We start from the raw sequence: 16,467 nt of genomic DNA, 5'->3' as shown, positions 1-16,467 counted from the left end.
GAGGCTAGCCAGGAACACCGACGTGCGCATCAGGGCAAACCCCCAATTCCGTGTCCTACTCGAGGCCCTGTTCGATGGCGTAGCGGGTGAGTTCGACCCGGTTGGCGAGCTGAAGTTTGCGCAGCGTGGCCTGCACATGGTTCTCGACGGTGCGGTGCGAGAGGTTGAGCCGCGCGGCGATCTGCTTGGCGGACAATCCCTTGGCGACCATCCGCAGCACTTCGGTCTCGCGTTCGGTCAGCGACGGCCGATGTGGTTGATCGGGTTCGGCAGGTGCGGTGGCCATGCGCCGGTATTCGCCGAGCACCACCCCGGCCAGGCCGGGCGTGAACACCGGCTGCCCGGCGGCGGTGGCGCGCACCGCATCGATGAGTTCGGCGGCCGACGCGCTTTTCACCAGATACCCGCTGGCCCCGGCTTTGATCGCCTCGAGCACGTCGTCGCGTTCGTCCGATGCCGAGAGCACCAGCACCCGGCTGTGCGGTGATACGCGGAGCACGTCGGCGGTGGCGGTCGCCCCGTTGCCGTCGGTGAGCTGCATGTCCATCAGCACGACGTCGGGTTGCACGGCGGCGGCGCGGCGGGTGGCGGTGCCGACGCCGTCGGCGGTGGCGGCCACGGTGAACCCGGCCTCGGTGAGGTCGCGCGACACGCCCTCGCGCCACATCGGATGGTCGTCGACCACCATCACGCTGATGTCGCCCATCACTGCTCCTGGCTCGCTCGGTGCGCCGCGTGGCGCGGGATCCGGAATTCCCATTCGGTGCCGAAGTCCTCGCTCAGCAGTTCGGCGGTGCCGCCGAGCGCCGAGATGCGCCCGACGATCGAGCGCGAAACACCCATCCGCCCTTCGGCAGCGGCTTCGGCCAGCCTGCCCGGCGCGATGCCGACACCGTCGTCGCGCACGCTCACCACCAGCATGTCACCGGTGTCCTCCAGCAGCACATAGGCTTTCGCCGCCGCGCCGGCATGCAACTCGACATTCGAGAGCGCGGTCGCCACCGCGGCCGAAATCTCCTGGGCGACAGTCCTTCCGACGAGTACCGGGTCGCCGGGTGTGGCCACCGAGACCTTCGGTGTGGCGCGCGCCGTGAGCAACGGCCGCAGGTCGACCTCGGCCGCACCGGAATCGGCCCGGTCACCCTGTTCGGAGAGCAGCACCCGAAGCGCCACCTCCTGCTCACCCGCCCGCTGCGCTAGTTCGCTTGCCGCCCCGCCTATCTCGCCGCCGCGTCGCTTGATGTAGGCGAGCACCTGCAGCACCCCGTCGTGCACTTCACGCGCCAAACGCTCGCGTTCCTGTGCGGCCGCGGTGATCCGCAGCGCTCGTTCGAGCTGCCCCTGCGCACGCCGCGCCGTATTGGCCGCCAATCCGAGCGCCAGCCCCACCGACACCAGCACGGGCGCGGTCGCATCACCCCACACGTCCTGCCCCCACTGGTCACGCACGGTCACCACGACCGCCGACATGACAAGCCCCGCGACAACTCCCGCGACGGGTCCACGCAGAATCGCCATCGAGATCACCGAGTTGGCGATCCACAGCGTGGTCGGCAGGGTCTGATGCCCGTGATACCAGTCGTAGTCGGCGACGAGCCGGGTGGCCGCGATCAGCAGCACCGTCACCACTTGGTCGCCGACGACCACCCACCCGCGAATCCGGCTGGTCGCCTCGGGGAAATACCACTGCGACAACAGCAGTGCCGAGGTACCCGACCAGATCGCCATCAGCGCGATCAGCACCCAGCTCAGCCGTGGATGCTGGTAGTAGGGCACCGACGCGATCTGCTGGCCGATCGCGTACAGCAACGTGACCAGCCGGAATGCCTGGGCGGCCCGCCACAGGGGCGCGGTCGCCGCGTCGGCCGAGCTCAGCTCAGCTGTGTGGGTCCGCATCGCCGGACTCGTCTGTCGCCTTGCGCAACCGCGCGGTCACGTCGAATCGGCCCGGCTCGGGTTTGTCGGGCTCGGCGTCGAACCAGCCGCCGTCCCTGGCACCGGCGAGCTCGCCGTACGCCTCGTCGGGAGTGTCGGCCAGCAGATAGCGAATCGCGGTGTTGCCCACCGCGATCAGCGGCACGGCCAGCAGCGCGCCCGCGATACCGCCGACAACCAGTCCCGCGGTGATCGCCAGGACCACCGCCAGCGGGTGGATGCTCACGGCACGCCCGAGCAGCAACGGTTGCAGCACATGCCCTTCCAGCTGCATCACCGCGATGATGATCCCGAGCACGATCAGCGCGGTGACGAAACCCTTGGTGACCAGCGCGATGAACACGGCGACGAACCCGGCGACGACCGCGCCGATGATCGGGATGAACGCGCTGATGAACACCAGCGACGCCAGCGGCAGCGCCAGCGGAACGTGCAGAATCGCCAGTCCCGCACCGATGCCGATCGCGTCGACACCGGCCACGACGACGGTCGCGCGCACGAAACCGACCAGCGTGCCGAAGCCCAGTTCGCCTGCGGTGCGCACCTTTTCGCGATGCGGTGTGGGCACCACCCGGGTGATGAAGTGCCAGATCTGATCGCCGCCGTAGAGGAAGAAGATCAGGATGAACAGGATAAGGAACGCGCCGGTGAGGATGTGGCCGATGGTCGTGGCGGTGGTGAGCGCGCCGCTGGTGAGGCTTTCGCGGTTGTCCTGGATGGTGCGCACGATGGTGTCGCCCGCGCTGCGGATCTGCTGGTCGCTCAGGTGCGCGGGCCCGTTGATGAGCCAGTCCTGCACCTTGTGCACGCTGTTGGTGACCTCGTTGGACAACGCGGGCACACCGTCGACGAACTGTTCGACGACGAAGGTCATGATCCCGGCGAGCAACCCGATCGACCCGATCAGCGCCACCGACACGCCGATCGCGCGCGGAATCCCCACCCGCTGCATCCAGTCGACCAGCGGCGCGAGCAGCGCGGCCGCCAACAGCGCGATGGCCAGCGGGATCACGACCGTCGCGAACTTCTGCACCAGCATCCCCAGCGCGATCAGCGCCGCGAAGATGATCAGCAACCGCCAGCACCACGCGGCCGTTTTACGGACCAGCGGATGTACTGCCTCGGCGTCGGAACGCCACGGCGTGGACGCGGGCCCGGAATCCGGCTTCTGGACGGTCACCCGAGAGAGCCTATCGGTCGCAACGCTAGATTGGTTGTCGTGTCGGCGCCACTGGAAGCGGTCAAACAGACCATGCGAACGCGCTGGCCGCTGTATCTGACCTCAGTACTGCTGGCCAATGCCTTCGGCGCGGTGCTGGTCTGGGCGTTCATCCAGTACGGCCTGCCGGTTCCCGAGGGCCATCAGGGTGGCGTGCGCGAAGCGGGACTGCTCGCCCCGCTCGTCGTGTTCGGTGCCGCCGCGGTGCTCAGCATCATCGCCGCCGCCATCATGTTGCGGCCGGTGATGCGCTGGCAGATGCGGGGTGGTCCGCCGAGCAGGCGCGAACAGATGGCGGCGCTGCACGTGCCGCTGCGGCAGTCGATCGTGCACCTGGTCCTGTGGATCATCGGCGGCGCTATCCTCGCCGCGCTCATCATCGCCGAATCGCCGGAGCTGGCCGGCGCGGTGATCGTCACCGAATGTATGGCCGCCACCATCGTGTTCGGCTTCACCTACATGCTCGGCGAACGCATTCTGCGCCCGGTCGCGGCCGAGGCGCTCACCGAGGGCACCTTCGACCACACCCTCACCCCCGGTGTCGGTACGCGCATGGCGATGACCTGGGGAATGGGCACGTTCGCGCCGACCATCGCGATCGTGCTGCTGTGCGTCACCCAGATCTCCTCGGATGTGAAGTTCTCGGCGAAGTCGCTGGCCATCTCCATCCTGCTGCTGTGTGGCGTGGTGATCCTGCAGGCGCTCGCGCTGTCGATGCTCACCGGATCGTCCATCTCCGACCCTGTTCGTCAGCTGTCCCAAGCCATCAACAGGGTGCAGGCGGGCGCGCGTGACGTGCAGGTGGAGGTCTACGACGGCAGCGAGATCGGTCTGCTCCAGGTCGGCTTCAACCGGATGATGGAAGAGGCAGCCAAACGCCGCAAGCTGCAGGAACTGTTCGGTCAGCACGTCGGTGAGGAAGTCGCGCAGCGCGCGCTGGACTACGGGACCGAACTCGGCGGTGAGACCCGCTTCGTCGCGGTGCTTTTCGTCGACATGGTCGGTTCGACCGCCGCCGCGGCCGAACGTCCGCCCACCGAGGTGGTGAGCCTGCTCAACGAGTTCTTCCGGGTGGTCGTCGATGTGATCGACCGCCACCACGGCTTCGTCAACAAGTTCGTCGGCGACGCCGCCCTCGCCATCTTCGGCGCACCGCTCGACCGCCCCGACGCGCCGACCGCCGCCTTGGCCGCCGCGCGCGAACTGCGCGAGGCGCTGCGCGAGGTGACCACCCTCGATGTCGGTATCGGCGTGTCGGCGGGGCTGGCAGTCGCGGGCAATATCGGCGCGGCGAATCGTTTCGAATACACCGTGATCGGCGACCCCGTCAACGAGGCGTCGCGACTCACCGAACTGGCCAAAGAGCACCCCGGCCGCGTTCTCGCTTCGGGTAGCGCGCTGTACTTCGCCTCGGAAAGCGAGCAAGACCATTGGGAGACCGGCGACGAGGTCCAGCTACGTGGCAGACGCAGAAAAACCCGCCTGGCCTGGCCGAAACCGGTGGCGGCCGCGCCCGGCGCGGACCAGGGAGAACAGTCGCGTTCGCTAGGCTGACATCGTGACGGCCGACGGCGACCTAGCAGGCGATCCCGCCGCGCATCCCGTCGCGCGCCGAGGAAACCGGTTTCGCTGGGTGAAATGGGTGCTCGGCGCGATCCTGCTCGCGCTGCTGGTCGGCGAGGGCGTGTACCTGTGGCCCCGGCTGCACGAATCGTGGCGCACGCTCACCGAGATCCACTGGGGCTGGGTACTGCTGTGCGTGTTCGCCCAGGCCGTGTCCATGAGCGGATTCGGGCGGGTGCAGAAGCAGCTGCTGCACGCCGGCGGGGTCGACGTGAGCCAGGGCAAGTCGGTGTCGGTGGTGTACGGCGCCACCGCCATGTCGCTGACCCTGCCCGCGGGCCAGGTGTTCTCCACCGCCTTCACCTACCGCCAGACCCGGCGCTGGGGTGCGAGCCCTATCGTCGCGTCGTGGCAGCTGGTGTTCTCCGGCGTGGTCGCCGCCGCGGGGCTCGCGCTGCTCGGTATCGCCGGCGCTGCCCTCGTCGGCCAGGGCATCGGCGTGAAACTGATCGCCACCCTGGTGCTGCTGGGTGCGGTGCTGGTGGCGGGCTCCTATCTGGCCAGGCATCCGGGCACGCTCGAGGCGATGCTGCGCAAGGTGCTCGCGTTGGTGAACCGATTGCGGAAGAAGCCCGCCGACCACGGCATCGCCAAGCTGGCCGAGATCCGGGCGCAACTGGAATCGGTCGACCTGGGTAAACGTGACGGCGCGCTGGTCGGGGTGTGGGCGCTGGTGCACCGGTTCGCCGACGTGGCCTGTCTGGGCGCGGCCTGTTACGCGGTGGGCGCCGATCCCAAGTTGTCCGGCCTGCTCATCGCGTTCGCGGCGGGCAAGGCGGTGGGTTCGATTCCGTTCGCGCCCGGCGGCATCGTCTACGTGGACGCCACTTTGATCTACGGTCTCACCGCCGGTGCGGGCCTGCCCGCCGCACAGGCGGTCGCCGCGGCGTTCGTGTACCGGTTCGTGAGTTTCATCCTGGTCGCGATCGTCGGCTGGATCGTTTTCGCGTTCCTGTTCCGCACCAAGCAGGCCGACGACGAGGAATACGAGGCCGAGTTCAAGCAGCGCCGGATCTAGCGCAGCGCGCGCACAGCCGCGCGCCACCCGAGCAGGAACAGCGCGAGCACCGAAGCCGCCACGATCATGAAGCTCACCGCGGTCCCCTGCCCACTCACGGCCCGCAACACCATCCCACCGACGAGCGTCGACCCCCAGATCACCACACCATTCGGCCACAGCGCCGCCGGATCGAACCGCCTCCCCCGTGCGATGAGCCAAGCGATCCCCCACCCGACGAGAAGCCCGACCGCGAACGGCCACACCGTCTTCACCAGCCCGGCAAGCACATCCTCGTCATGACTACGCCGCCCGATCGCACAGAAAACGATCACTAGCAGGGCGTCGACAGCAAAAGGCGCGAATCTCTTCACACCGAGCAGCCTAAGGCGGCACCTGATCCCGCAAGCACATGGGTAACTCACCGGGCACGGGCTAGCGTGACCCGCTGCCCAGTCCGGCCGCCGACGCACGTCTCACCGCACCTGACTCCGGCCGAAATCCCCGGAGAGGCGGAACAGCTCAAGCGTCGGGGGTGGCCAGGGACTTCAGGAGGACGGCCGCCAGGCGGGAGGTGGCGTCACCGCTGTCGACATCGGCGATGTGGACAGCGAACGCCAGGTCACCCATCGTGGCGAGCAGCCAGCCGTCGGATCCGCCGGTCGCGGCGAACGCGGTGACGTCGCGGAAGCCACGCAGCGCGGCGGTTTCCGGCTTGTTGATGCCCTCGTGCATCATCGCGCGCAATCGGTCGACGGCGGGTTGGGGCAGGGCGGGGATCGGGTTGTCGACCTTGCCCGGCTTGCCCGCCTCGATCATCGGCGCGGCCACCTCGCCACGGGCGATGGCGGCGGCGGCGAGCGCCATGCCGAACGGGCTGGCCAGCACAGCATCGGATCCGGCGCCCTGACGCACCTGTTCGGTGCTGCGCCCGGGTGCGGCGATCCGTCCCGTGACCTCGTCGAGCCCGGCCACCTTGAAGTCGACACCCACGCCGAGCGCGGCGGCGGCCTCCGCGGCCTCCTGAACCGAAACATCTTGCGGTGCTTTGTTCTTCGTCGCGGCGGCTACCGCCCGGAACAGTTCCATCGTGCCGCCCGCCGGGAACAGCCCGGTGAACGCGATCGGCCCCTTCTCGGTGGCGTAACTGTTCTGCGCCACCGCGACAACGGCACCGGTCGACGGCTGGATCGCCACCACCGAGGCGGGCGTGCCGACGCTGACCACCGCGTCCTCGGCGGCGCGCTGCAGCCGCTGGTCCATGGTCGCGGCGATGTCGGGACCGGCGGGGCCCTGGTATCCGGCCACCTGGTTGACGAACCGTCCGTCGGCCTCGAAGATCTGCACGCCCCAACCGGACGTGGCCTCCAGGCTGGCCTTCCACACCTCGCGCAGCGAGTCGAGCATCGGCGACCAGGTGCGGCGGTCGGCGGAGATCAGTTTGGGCTGCTTCTCCATCACCACGCCGGGCACTTTGGCCATCCTCGGCTCGAGAATGGCGAAATCGCCCTCGCGCAGGTTCACCGCGACCACCGGCTTGCCCTGCGAGGCAGCGAGCTGATCCATCAGGTAGGGCCCGGTGATGAGCGGGGCGACGGGTTCGATGGCCTCGGCCAATGCGTTGGTGGAGGCGACGAGGTCGCCGGTACGGGCGGGGTCGATCTTGATGACATTGATGATCTGTTCGGTCATCAGCGGCTCGCCCGCCAGGTCGACCACGCGCGGCGGCGGCTTGGCTGTGGTTCGCACGAGCTTCACGGTGCGGTTGTTCGCCAGCTGCGGCATCACCACGGCGGGGTCCCAGCTGATCCGCCAGCCGATGGCGAGCTTGCGGACGGTGCCCTGCAGCGTGTAGCTCCAGTCCTTGTTCTCGCCGAAGTTCCAGGCCACGTCCATGCTGAAAATGGCCGACTGTGCGTCGAGGTCGATGACCTGGGTCTTCTCGTAGTCGACGGTGCCCGACTGTAGCCCCTCGAACATTTGCTTGATGGTTGCCGAAGCGGCGGCCGGGTAGGAGGTCAGGTCGGCGGCTTTGGTGTAGTCCTGTTTGTCGAGCAGCTCGGTGAACCGCTGGACCACGGTCTCGGACTCACTCGTCTTCCCACCCACGCCGCACGAGCACAGTGCGATCGCGAGGGTCGCAACCCCCGCGATCGCCATTGCGCCCCGGACGCGAAAGCGGCGGGATCCCCACACATCCATATCGCCCACTCTTCACTCTTGCCACTCCGGTAACAAAACAACCGTACCGGAAGTTGACCCGTCTCCGATGCCCCGGTAAACGGGACGCTATCCGACCTCAGCACCTCGATTGTGCCCGAACTCCGACCCCGTGAGGGGGTGATTTCGAACCTCGCCCTGCCTGTGGCAACAACTGGCGCGTTTACCGTACCGGCAGGCCCGCACACTTGTATGTATCTCGCATCGGCTGGCGATTCACAGCGAGGATACCCATCGGCACGGACAACCAATCGTGCGCCACCGGCCGTCGGATTTCGCGTTCACCCACGGCACAATCGCGCATCGGAATTTCGGCGTAATCTTGTAATCACTGCAATACATGCACTCTCCGACAGCAGGTGATCACCATGCGCAACGCCCATCGCGAACGCGGATTCGGCCGTCCCGGCGGCTGGCAACAGGCCGACCTACCCGACGCGGCCGACGCCGCCGACTGGTTCGCCGGGCGATTGCCCGCCGACTGGTTCACCGGCCCACCCGAACTCGAGATCGACCGCGACGAGATCGTCGTCGTCGGCGAACTCCCCGATCCCGGCGCCGCGGACGCACCCGCCTCGGCGGCGACCCGCGAGGGCGCGCTCGCCCGTTTCCGCGAGTCGACCCGCCCGGCGCGCATGCGCATCGCCGACGAGGCCCAGCGCCGCTACGGGCGAAGTGTCGCCTGGGGCGTGCGGGTGAACGGCGAACGAATCCTGTTCACGCACTTGGCCGTGCCCGTGATGACGCGCCTGCGTCAGCCCGAACGCCAGGTGCTCGACACCCTGATCGATGCGGGCGTCGCCCGTTCCCGTGCCGACGCGCTGGCCTGGACGGTGAAGCTGGCGGGCAAGCACGCCGAGAGCTGGTTGGCCGAATTGCGCGAAGCCATGCGCAAAGTGGACGACCTACGCGCGGAAGGCCCTACCGGCCTCTGAGTTCCGCGGCCCCGACACTAGGGAACGTTCGACCCGATGACGGTGCGACGACCGAAGCCGGGGCCGCGGGTTAGGCTCGCCCCATGGAGAAGTCTGTGCAGGCCACCGGTCCGATTCTCGTACTCAACGGACCGAACCTGAACATGCTCGGCACCCGTCAACCACAGATCTACGGTTCCGACACCCTCGACGACGTGGTCGCCCTGTGCGAGCGCACGGCGGCCCGCTTCGGGCGCGAGGTGGTGGCGTTCCAGTCCAATCACGAAGGCGCCCTGATCGATCGGGTGCATCAGGCGCGCGGCGTCGAGTCGGCCATCGTCGTGAACCCCGGTGGCCTCACCCACACTTCGGTCGCCCTGCGCGATGCCCTGGTGATCCCCGAGGTCCCGATCGTCGAGGTGCACATCAGCAATGTGCACGCCCGCGAGGAGTTCCGGCACCACTCCTTCGTCTCCCCCATCGCCACCGCCGTCATCGCCGGGCTCGGCATCCAGGGTTACGCGGCGGCGATCGAGTTCCTGAGTACGCGGGTCTAGGCCAGGCGGAAGACGGGGAATCCCGGCGCGATCGCGGCGAGTTCCTCGTCGGTCGAGTCCTTGCCGACGCCCTCGAAGAAGGCGCCGACCTCCCAGCCGAATTTCTTCAGGTAGAGGCGGAGTACCGGCACCTTGTCCGCATCGGGAACCTCGGTGGCCGAGAAGGTTTCGGCCTTGCGGCCGAGCCGCAATTCGCCCCCGCCGGCGACGCGCATATTGCGCACCCACTGGGTGTGGCCGCGTGGGGCGACCAGATAGCGCGTGCCGTCGGTGTCGGTGAGCACGTTCACCATCGTGGTGCGCCATTCGCCGCTGGTGCGGCCGCGCACGGCGAGCAGCCGTGAACCCATGATGCTGATGCCGAGTTTCGGCAACCAATCGACGACTCCGAGCAGTCTTGCCTCGATGCCCGAGGGCGCCAGATAGCGGCGACTCGCGTTCTCCATGTCCAAAGCATCTCAGCCGTGCCGCCGAACCGAGTATCGAGATCCCATTTGCCCGATTTCGCAAAAGTATTGCCGCGATGAGATGTAGTACATATGCTACATATCATCGAAGGTCGATGACTGGGAGGAATCATGGCTTCGAGTAACGACGTCGTTCTCGACGTCCAGCGGTTGCGGATGCGCTACGACGAGGCGGATGTGCTGCACGATGTGACATTTCAGGCCACACGCGGGGAGGTGCTCGTCATGCTCGGGCCGAACGGCGCGGGCAAAACCACCACGATCGAGATCCTCGAGGGGTTCCGCAGGAGGTCGGCCGGTCGGGTCGATGTGCTGGGGGCCGATCCCGAACACGGTGACGAGCACTGGCGCGCCAGGGTGGGGGTGGTGTTGCAGTCCTGGCGCGATCACGCGAAATGGCGTGTGCGCGAACTACTTCAGCACCTCGGTACCTACTACCGCTCCTATGCCACGGCGAATATCCAACGACCATGGGACACAGACGAACTCATCGAACTCGTCGGCCTCACCGAGCAGGCGGGCGCGAAGATCGCCACGCTCTCGGGCGGGCAGCGGCGCAGGCTCGATGTGGCCATCGGCATCGTCGGCAGGCCCGAACTGCTGTTCATGGACGAGCCCACCGCCGGTTTCGACCCGGCCGCGCGCCGCGACTTCCACGATCTGGTGCACCGGCTGGCCGATCTGGAGAACACCACCGTCCTGCTCACCACCCACGATCTCGACGAGGCGGAGAAGCTGGCCGACCGCATCCTGATCCTGGCCGGTGGGCGGGTGATCGCCGACGGGTCACCCGACGCGCTCGCCCGCTCGATCGCGGGGGAAGCGCAGGTGAGCTGGACCGTCGACGATCAACGGTTCGTGCACACCACCACCGAGTCCACCAAGTTCGTGCACGAGCTGTTCACCCAGCACGGTGCCGACATCGCCGACCTCGAGGTGCGCCGCGCCTCGCTGGAAGACACCTATATGACCCTGGTCCGGCGCGCCGAGTCCGGCGAGACCGTCCACGCCCTCACGGAGGTGACCCGATGAACACCGCTCTGCGCGCCGGTTTCGCCCGCGGCCTGATCGAACTGCGGCAGGTCTACACCAACGCACCCGATCTGATCGGTCAATTCCTCACCCCGGCAATCACTCTCGGAGTGCTGTTCCTGCTGCGCGACCGCGATTACGGCGACAGCGGGCTCGGTATCGCCGAGCTGGCGGTACCCGGCCTGCTCGGCAGCATCATCGCGTTCAACGGGATGTACGCCATCCTCAATGTGCTGGTGCTCGACCGCGAGGACGGCACGCTGCTGCGGGCCAAGGCGGTGCCCAAGGGCATGGTCGGCTACTTCGTCGGCAAAATCGTGAGCACCACGGGGGCGGTGGTGGTGCAGGTGGTTATCGTGCTCGGTGTGGGTATGGCGATCATCGGCGGCTCCTCGCTGAGCGGACCCGGCGCGGTGGCGACCTTCGCGTGGGTGCTCGCGCTCGGTCTGCTTGCCGTACTGCCGATCGGCGCGATCCTCGGCAGCGTGCTCGACACCAGGACGGCCTTCCTGCTGACCATCCCGCTGATGGGCCTGATCGCGATCTCCGGCGTCTTCTACCCGATCACCGCGCTGCCCGGCTGGTTGCAGGTGCTCGGCCAGCTGTTCCCGATGTACTGGCTCGGCCTCGGCATGCGCTCGGCGCTGTTGCCGGGCGAGGCCGTCGGCATCGAACTCGACCAGTCCTGGCGTCATCTGGAAACCGTCGGGGTCCTTGGTATCTGGGCTGTCGTCGGCCTGGCCCTCGCACCCCTCGTGCTGCGGCGGATGGCCCAGCACGAATCGGGTGCCACCATGGCGACGCGACGGGAAAAGGCGATGCAGCGTGCCTTCTGAGGTCATCTACAACCGCATCGCGATGTTGCGCGCCGAGCGTGGCATCTCCCGGCGGGACCTCGCCGAAGCACTCGGCGTGCACTACCAGACCATCGGCTACCTCGAACGCGGCGAATACAGCCCGAGCCTGCACCTGGCGCTGCGCATCGCGGCCTACTTCGAGGTAGCCGTGGAGGTGGTGTTCTCCACCGAGCCGTTCCCCCGGCTCGGCACCGGAACGGCCTAGAACGAGCGAACCGTCCGACCCCACGTCGGACGGTTTCGCTTGTGCCTCAGGAGTTCTCGCCGCGCATCAGCTCATAGGTCGACACGGGCTTGCCCGCGGCCTCGGTGGCCGCGATGGCCTTGCGCCAGAACGACTGCGCCAGGTGCGAGAACGCCGCGTCGACACCGACTTCCTCGCTGGCGTCGATGATGTGCTGCGCGCCCGCGTCCATCATCTTCAGACTGGCCAGGTCGGCCCAGCCGCCGTTCTGGTTCGCCACCGAGAACTGCTCCATGAAGTATGGGAACGCCTCGCTGGCGCGGACCGCGAACGGAACGAACTGGGCGATGTCGTGACCGGACTTCGCGATCACGGCGGTGGCCTGGTCGAAGGCGAGCAGCCAGGGGTGGAAGATCACCAGCAGCGCCTGGTAGAAGACCTGCGCCAGGCCGTCGTCGGCGCCGAGGTACTCCTGCGGGCTCAGCGGGCGAAGCAGGTCGGCGTGCGCGTCGAACACCGCCTTGGGGCCGCTGTAGAAGATGTAGGACGCGGGATGGGCGATATTGTCGCCCGCCGACATCACCCCGCCGGAGAAGAACTCGGCGCCGCGCTCACGCACCCACTTCGCGCCCGCCCGCGCCTTTTCCGGCGAATCGGAGGACAGGTTGGCGATCACCTTGCCGGGCAGGTGGTCGACCGCCTGGCCGAGCACGTCGTACATGGCGTCGTAGTGGGTGAGGCTGAGCACCGACACCTCGTTGGCGTCGAGCGCCTCGGCGACGGTGTCGGCCCGCTTGGCGCCGAGGGCGACCATGGCGTCGACCTTGGCGGTGCTGCGGTTCCACACGGTCACCTCGACGCCCGCCTCGAGGAACGCCTTGACCATGGACTGACCCATCGGGCCGAGGCCGAGAACGGAAACTGATCGGGTACTCATGGTGTAGCCCTTCGCTTTTTCGATACGGATTGGTTCGGCGCCGGTTTCCATGGTGTCGGCGGCGGCAGCGCGCGGGAAGACCGCACGTCGCAGTGCGGTTGCTTACCTATAGGTTCGAAATACGGTCAGAAGGGTGCGCAGAGGATGAGCAGTGACGCAGATCACCAGGTGTGTGGCATGAGCCTGGCTATCGACGTGGTCGGTGGCAAATGGAAACTGCACCTGATGTGGGTGCTCGGCGAAGGGCCGCAGCGATTCGGGAACATCCGGCGGCTGCTCGACGGTGTGAGCGAGAAGGTGCTCACCGAGAACTTGCGCCATCTCGAGGCGGCCGGGGTGGTGCGTCGCGAGATCTTCCCGGAGATCCCGCCGCGCGTCGAATACTCGCTGACCCCGCTCGGCGAAACGCTGCGCGACGCGCTCGCCCCGCTCGAGGCGTGGGGCGACCGGCATCGCGCCGTACTGGTGTGACCGGCGGGCTACAGGTGTTCGCGAGCGATGCGCTCGCCGATGCGCTCGAGTAGTTTCCCGGCGGTCAGCATCGACCGCGCGGCGTCGGGTTCCAGTTCGCTGAGCGGATAGCAGGCGGCGAACCCGGCGGCGCGAATCTCGCCCGGCGACAGCATCGTTCGACCCACCGCCGCCACCACCGGTACCCGCGCCGCGTTGGCCGCCGCCGCGACCCCCACGGGCGCCTTGCCGTGCATGCTCTGGTGATCGAGCGACCCTTCACCCGTCACCACCAGCGCCGCCCCCTTGACCAGCGCGGTGAATTCGAGCAGCTCGAGCAGCACGTCGATGCCGCTGCGCACCTCGGCGCCGAGGACGGCCAGCGCCCCGAAACCGGTGCCGCCCGCCGCCCCCGCGCCCCCGATCTCGGCATAGCCGGTACCCAGGATGGCAGCCCAATTGGTAAGTGCCGCTTCGAGTTTCACCATCATGTGCCGGTCGGCGCCCTTCTGCGGCGAGTACACCGCCACCGCACCGGCCGGGCCGAGCAGCGGGTTGTCCACATCGCAGGCGAGGGTGAACCGGGCCCGCGCGACAGCGGGATGCAGGCCGGCCCGGTCGACGGCCGCTACCCGGCTCAGCAGGGTGACGACATCCATCGCGGTGCCGTCCAGTTCGTCGTCGTTCTCGTCGAGCAGGCGCAGGCCGAGTGCCCGCAGCAGACCCGATCCACCATCGGTCGAGGCACTTCCACCGAGCCCGAGCACGATCTCGCGCGCCCCCGCGTCCAGCGCGTGCGCCACCACGACGCCGAGACCGAAGGTGTCGGCCCGCAACGGCGCGAGCCTGCCACCGGGAAGTTTCACCAATCCGACCGCCGCGGCCAGCTCCACCACCGCGGTCTCGTCGCGCATCGCGTACACCGCCCGCGACGGCTCACCCGTCGGCCCCGGCGCGTCGATCTCGACTCGCTGCCACCCGGCCGCGGCGAAGGCCTCGACCATCCCGTCTCCACCGTCGGCCACCGGCACCGCCAGCACATCGGCCCCGGGCGCCCGGCGCCTGATTCCCACCCCCAACGCGGCCGCCACCTCGGGCGCGGTCAGCGAACCCTTGAACTTGTCAGGGGCAAGCACCACTCGAGGACCACTCATCCCGACATTCTCCGGGCAAACCCCGGAACCCGCCACCGTCTTCGTCGCATCGCTGGTAGGTCGGCACACCCTGTAGCTTCTACCCATGGCGACCGAGGTCCGCGAAAATACCGCGCTGGAGCGGTTCGAACTCATCTCCGACGGTACCCCCGCCGGCTACATCGAATACCAGGACACCGGTGCCGAACGCGCCCTCGTCCACACCGAGATCTACCCGGAATTCCAGGGTCGCGGATTGGGGAACACGCTGGTCGAGTCCGCGCTGACGACCAGCCGCAAGGAGGGGTTCGAGGTGCTGCCGATGTGTTCGATGGTGCTGCACTTCATCACCGAGAACCCCCGCTACATCTCCCTGGTCCCACAGGGAGCCAGGGAGATGTTCGGGCTGCCTCAGTAGTTGGCGACGGCGCCGTCGACGGCGGCTTGCAGTTCGTCCTTGACAAGGCGGGCGATGTCGCCCGGTCGCGCGGGTAGCTCCAGCACGGGCGTTCGGAAGTAGAAGCTCGACGACACCACCTCGTCGGCGCCCGGTTCGATCGCGTCGGCGGGGCGTGGCCCGTAACTCAAGCCGATGGCGACGAGGGCGGGCGGGGCGCCGAGTTTGGCGGCACGGAAGGCGATGTGCCCGATGCCGCTGCCGACCGGCTGCACCGTCTTGTGGTCGACGAGGTTGCAGGTGCCCTCGGGGAAGACCGCGAGGTGATCGCCGTCGGCGAGGCGCTGGGCGCACACGTCCATCATGCGCTGACCTGCCGCGTTCACCGCGCGAATGCCGTGGTCCTTGCCCCGGAAAACCGGGATCCCACCCATCATGTCGACCTTGCGGCGCTGTTCGGGATCGACGAACAGTTCGTCCTTGGCCAGCACACGGACCCGGCCGATCTTGGCGCGCAGCGGGGACCGCCAGGCCGCGGCGGCGACGGTGTACGGGTCGCTGGTGGACAGGTGGTTGATGGCGTAGATGATCGGCCGCTTGCCGCGCACCAGCGCGGCGACCTGCGCCTTGGCACCCTCGGCGTAGCTGATCCTCGGCCGGAACCGCCGGGCGAGCACCGCGTAGGAAGCCAGCGCCTTCCACCGGTTCTGCCGATGTCGCAGGTAGTAGTCGTACACGGCGTCGCTGTCGTCGAGCAGGACTTCGGGCGTGTGCATGCCGCGACCCTACCGGGCAGCGCCGGGCCGGTCGGGTCGAGATATTTTCCGGTTCTCCCCGGGTCGAGGGAAGCGCGGGACACCCATCCAATGCGATGATGGGCCGGTGGCACGCGGAGACGACCCGGACGAACGCCGGACTCGCGACGGGCACGGCGACGACCGACGGCGCGGACAGCTCGGTGCCCGCATCCGTGCCGGTAACCTGCTGGTGTCCGCGATCGACCTGGTAGAACCTACTTTTCGGCGGACAGTCGTGTACGTCATCGAGCACAACGACGCGGGCAGTCTCGGCGTGGTGCTCAACCGCCCGAGCGAGACCCCGGTGCGCGATGTGCTGCCGCTGTGGGCGGACCTGGTGGCCGCGCCTACCGAGCTCTACATCGGTGGGCCGGTGAAACGCGACGCCGCGCTGTGCCTCGGTGTGCTCCGGGTCGGCGCCGAGATCGGCGAGGTGCGCGGGCTGCGCCGCGTGGACGGGCGCGTGGTGCTCGTGGACCTGGACGCCGATCCCGACGAGATCGCCCCGCTGGTGGAGGGCATCCGTGTGTTCGCCGGGTACGCGGGCTGGTCGATGGGGCAGCTCGAGGGTGAACTCGACAACGACGACTGGGTGGTGGTGTCGGCGTTGCCGTCGGACCCGGTCGCGACCGATCGCCACGACCTGTGGGCGGGTGTGTTGCGGCGTCAGCCGTTGCCGCTGTCGCTGCTGGCCACCCACCCGATCGAACTGGAACGTAATTGATTCCGTAGGGCGGGCGGACCTGGT

The 16,467-nt window shown here is 68.1% G+C and carries 19 protein-coding genes; 10 read left to right on the top strand and 9 right to left on the bottom strand.

Translation table 11 applies throughout. The features are described from left to right. Positions 1-55 precede the first annotated feature (55 nt). Genes AB0I35_RS02080 through AB0I35_RS02070 form a run of 3 tightly spaced genes read right to left on the bottom strand, consistent with a single transcriptional unit; the run spans position 56 to position 3,115 of the window. Positions 56-706, bottom strand: coding sequence for a response regulator transcription factor (locus tag AB0I35_RS02080; RefSeq protein ID WP_357393529.1), 651 nt, complete (start codon positions 704-706; stop codon positions 56-58). Continuing rightward, positions 706-1,896 (bottom strand): DUF5931 domain-containing protein, encoded by a 1,191-nt coding sequence (locus tag AB0I35_RS02075; protein ID WP_357393527.1) that lies wholly within the window; start codon positions 1,894-1,896, stop codon positions 706-708. The genes AB0I35_RS02080 and AB0I35_RS02075 overlap by 1 nt, the downstream gene beginning before the upstream one ends. Further along, positions 1,877-3,115, bottom strand: a complete 1,239-nt coding sequence (locus tag AB0I35_RS02070) for an AI-2E family transporter (RefSeq protein WP_357393525.1) — start codon at positions 3,113-3,115, stop codon at positions 1,877-1,879. Before AB0I35_RS02070 ends, AB0I35_RS02075 begins: the two co-directional genes overlap by 20 nt. Positions 3,116-3,187: 72 nt before the next feature. Here AB0I35_RS02070 and AB0I35_RS02065 point away from each other — a divergent pair, with 72 nt between their 5' ends. Together AB0I35_RS02065 and AB0I35_RS02060 are read left to right on the top strand one after the other, a co-directional pair. After that, positions 3,188-4,708, top strand: a complete 1,521-nt coding sequence (locus tag AB0I35_RS02065) for an adenylate/guanylate cyclase domain-containing protein (RefSeq protein WP_357394144.1) — start codon at positions 3,188-3,190, stop codon at positions 4,706-4,708. 4 nt (positions 4,709-4,712) lie between these two features. After that, on the top strand, positions 4,713-5,795 hold the full coding sequence (locus AB0I35_RS02060; RefSeq protein WP_357393523.1) for a YbhN family protein: 1,083 nt from the start codon (positions 4,713-4,715) through the stop codon (positions 5,793-5,795). Here AB0I35_RS02060 and AB0I35_RS02055 read toward each other — a convergent pair. Both AB0I35_RS02055 and AB0I35_RS02050 read right to left on the bottom strand, forming a co-directional pair. Beyond that, the gene (locus AB0I35_RS02055) at positions 5,792-6,148 is read right to left on the bottom strand and encodes a DUF3054 domain-containing protein (RefSeq protein WP_357393521.1); all 357 of its coding nucleotides are present in this window, start codon (positions 6,146-6,148) and stop codon (positions 5,792-5,794) included. The two genes, AB0I35_RS02060 and AB0I35_RS02055, sit on opposite strands and share 4 nt — an antisense overlap. A 148-nt stretch (positions 6,149-6,296) precedes the next feature. Continuing rightward, a complete protein-coding gene (locus tag AB0I35_RS02050; RefSeq protein ID WP_357393519.1) occupies positions 6,297-7,883 on the bottom strand; it encodes an NTF2-like N-terminal transpeptidase domain-containing protein in 1,587 nt (528 codons plus the stop codon). Between the two features lie 479 nt (positions 7,884-8,362). Here AB0I35_RS02050 and AB0I35_RS02045 point away from each other — a divergent pair, with 479 nt between their 5' ends. Together AB0I35_RS02045 and aroQ are read left to right on the top strand one after the other, a co-directional pair. Then, positions 8,363-8,929: a hypothetical protein gene (locus tag AB0I35_RS02045; RefSeq protein WP_357393517.1), complete on the top strand. Its 567-nt coding sequence runs from the start codon at positions 8,363-8,365 to the stop codon at positions 8,927-8,929. An 83-nt stretch (positions 8,930-9,012) separates the two neighbouring features. Beyond that, a complete protein-coding gene (gene aroQ, locus AB0I35_RS02040; RefSeq protein ID WP_357393515.1) occupies positions 9,013-9,465 on the top strand; it encodes a type II 3-dehydroquinate dehydratase in 453 nt (150 codons plus the stop codon). On the opposite strand, the gene AB0I35_RS02035 is transcribed toward aroQ, so the two are convergent. Further along, positions 9,462-9,911 carry a nitroreductase/quinone reductase family protein gene (locus tag AB0I35_RS02035; RefSeq protein WP_357393513.1) on the bottom strand — a complete coding sequence of 150 codons (450 nt, stop codon included), beginning with the start codon at positions 9,909-9,911 and terminating at the stop codon, positions 9,462-9,464. The genes aroQ and AB0I35_RS02035 overlap by 4 nt on opposite strands. A gap of 132 nt (positions 9,912-10,043) precedes the next feature. On the opposite strand from AB0I35_RS02035, the gene AB0I35_RS02030 reads away from it, so the two are divergent. The 3 genes from AB0I35_RS02030 to AB0I35_RS02020 are packed head-to-tail and all read left to right on the top strand — an operon-like array spanning position 10,044 to position 12,026. Continuing rightward, the gene (locus AB0I35_RS02030; protein ID WP_357393511.1) at positions 10,044-10,964 is read left to right on the top strand and encodes an ABC transporter ATP-binding protein; all 921 of its coding nucleotides are present in this window, start codon (positions 10,044-10,046) and stop codon (positions 10,962-10,964) included. Next, complete coding sequence (locus tag AB0I35_RS02025) at positions 10,961-11,800, top strand: ABC transporter permease (RefSeq protein ID WP_357393509.1); 840 nt, start codon at positions 10,961-10,963, stop codon at positions 11,798-11,800. Before AB0I35_RS02030 ends, AB0I35_RS02025 begins: the two co-directional genes overlap by 4 nt. Further along, a complete protein-coding gene (locus tag AB0I35_RS02020; protein WP_067643518.1) occupies positions 11,790-12,026 on the top strand; it encodes a helix-turn-helix transcriptional regulator in 237 nt (78 codons plus the stop codon). The genes AB0I35_RS02025 and AB0I35_RS02020 overlap by 11 nt, the downstream gene beginning before the upstream one ends. Before the next feature lie 46 nt (positions 12,027-12,072). Here AB0I35_RS02020 and AB0I35_RS02015 read toward each other — a convergent pair whose 3' ends face one another. Further along, a complete protein-coding gene (locus tag AB0I35_RS02015) occupies positions 12,073-12,942 on the bottom strand; it encodes an NAD(P)-binding domain-containing protein (RefSeq protein WP_357393507.1) in 870 nt (289 codons plus the stop codon). Positions 12,943-13,086: 144 nt separating this feature from the next. Between AB0I35_RS02015 and AB0I35_RS02010 the strand changes: the two genes are divergently transcribed. Then, positions 13,087-13,413: a helix-turn-helix domain-containing protein gene (locus tag AB0I35_RS02010; RefSeq protein WP_067497730.1), complete on the top strand. Its 327-nt coding sequence runs from the start codon at positions 13,087-13,089 to the stop codon at positions 13,411-13,413. An 8-nt stretch (positions 13,414-13,421) separates the two neighbouring features. Here the strand turns inward: AB0I35_RS02010 and AB0I35_RS02005 are convergent, their stop codons facing one another. Continuing rightward, entirely contained in the window at positions 13,422-14,546 is a 1,125-nt protein-coding gene (locus tag AB0I35_RS02005) for a glycerate kinase (RefSeq protein ID WP_357393505.1), read from the bottom strand. 85 nt (positions 14,547-14,631) lie between these two features. On the opposite strand from AB0I35_RS02005, the gene AB0I35_RS02000 reads away from it, so the two are divergent. Continuing rightward, positions 14,632-14,943, top strand: coding sequence for a GNAT family N-acetyltransferase (locus AB0I35_RS02000; RefSeq protein ID WP_067497724.1), 312 nt, complete (start codon positions 14,632-14,634; stop codon positions 14,941-14,943). On the opposite strand, the gene AB0I35_RS01995 is transcribed toward AB0I35_RS02000, so the two are convergent. Further along, positions 14,937-15,698 carry a 1-acyl-sn-glycerol-3-phosphate acyltransferase gene (locus tag AB0I35_RS01995; protein ID WP_357393503.1) on the bottom strand — a complete coding sequence of 254 codons (762 nt, stop codon included), beginning with the start codon at positions 15,696-15,698 and terminating at the stop codon, positions 14,937-14,939. The two genes, AB0I35_RS02000 and AB0I35_RS01995, sit on opposite strands and share 7 nt — an antisense overlap. Positions 15,699-15,804: 106 nt before the next feature. Between AB0I35_RS01995 and AB0I35_RS01990 the strand changes: the two genes are divergently transcribed. After that, positions 15,805-16,443: a YqgE/AlgH family protein gene (locus AB0I35_RS01990; RefSeq protein WP_357393501.1), complete on the top strand. Its 639-nt coding sequence runs from the start codon at positions 15,805-15,807 to the stop codon at positions 16,441-16,443. Positions 16,444-16,467 lie beyond the last annotated feature (24 nt).

It is taken from the genome of Nocardia sp. NPDC050378 (genome assembly GCF_040655675.1).
GTDB classification, from domain to species: domain Bacteria; phylum Actinomycetota; class Actinomycetes; order Mycobacteriales; family Mycobacteriaceae; genus Nocardia; species Nocardia coubleae.
Note: the sequence above shows the minus strand (reverse complement) of the source record. Positions and strands in the feature narration are given on the sequence as shown.

Excerpts from the sequence above, each read along its gene's own strand:
- AB0I35_RS02080 (WP_357393529.1), bottom strand. The coding sequence starts at position 706 with ATGGGCGACATCAGCGTGATGGTGGTCGACGACCATCCGATGTGGCGC.
- AB0I35_RS02075 (WP_357393527.1), bottom strand. The coding sequence starts at position 1,896 with ATGCGGACCCACACAGCTGAGCTGAGCTCGGCCGACGCGGCGACCGCG.
- AB0I35_RS02065 (WP_357394144.1), top strand. The coding sequence starts at position 3,188 with ATGCGAACGCGCTGGCCGCTGTATCTGACCTCAGTACTGCTGGCCAAT.
- AB0I35_RS02045 (WP_357393517.1), top strand. The coding sequence starts at position 8,363 with ATGCGCAACGCCCATCGCGAACGCGGATTCGGCCGTCCCGGCGGCTGG.
- aroQ (WP_357393515.1), top strand. The coding sequence starts at position 9,013 with ATGGAGAAGTCTGTGCAGGCCACCGGTCCGATTCTCGTACTCAACGGA.
- AB0I35_RS02035 (WP_357393513.1), bottom strand. The coding sequence starts at position 9,911 with ATGGAGAACGCGAGTCGCCGCTATCTGGCGCCCTCGGGCATCGAGGCA.
- AB0I35_RS02030 (WP_357393511.1), top strand. The coding sequence starts at position 10,044 with ATGGCTTCGAGTAACGACGTCGTTCTCGACGTCCAGCGGTTGCGGATG.
- AB0I35_RS02025 (WP_357393509.1), top strand. The coding sequence starts at position 10,961 with ATGAACACCGCTCTGCGCGCCGGTTTCGCCCGCGGCCTGATCGAACTG.
- AB0I35_RS02015 (WP_357393507.1), bottom strand. The coding sequence starts at position 12,942 with ATGAGTACCCGATCAGTTTCCGTTCTCGGCCTCGGCCCGATGGGTCAG.
- AB0I35_RS02010 (WP_067497730.1), top strand. The coding sequence starts at position 13,087 with ATGAGCAGTGACGCAGATCACCAGGTGTGTGGCATGAGCCTGGCTATC.
- AB0I35_RS02005 (WP_357393505.1), bottom strand. The coding sequence starts at position 14,546 with ATGAGTGGTCCTCGAGTGGTGCTTGCCCCTGACAAGTTCAAGGGTTCG.
- AB0I35_RS02000 (WP_067497724.1), top strand. The coding sequence starts at position 14,632 with ATGGCGACCGAGGTCCGCGAAAATACCGCGCTGGAGCGGTTCGAACTC.
- AB0I35_RS01995 (WP_357393503.1), bottom strand. The coding sequence starts at position 15,698 with ATGCACACGCCCGAAGTCCTGCTCGACGACAGCGACGCCGTGTACGAC.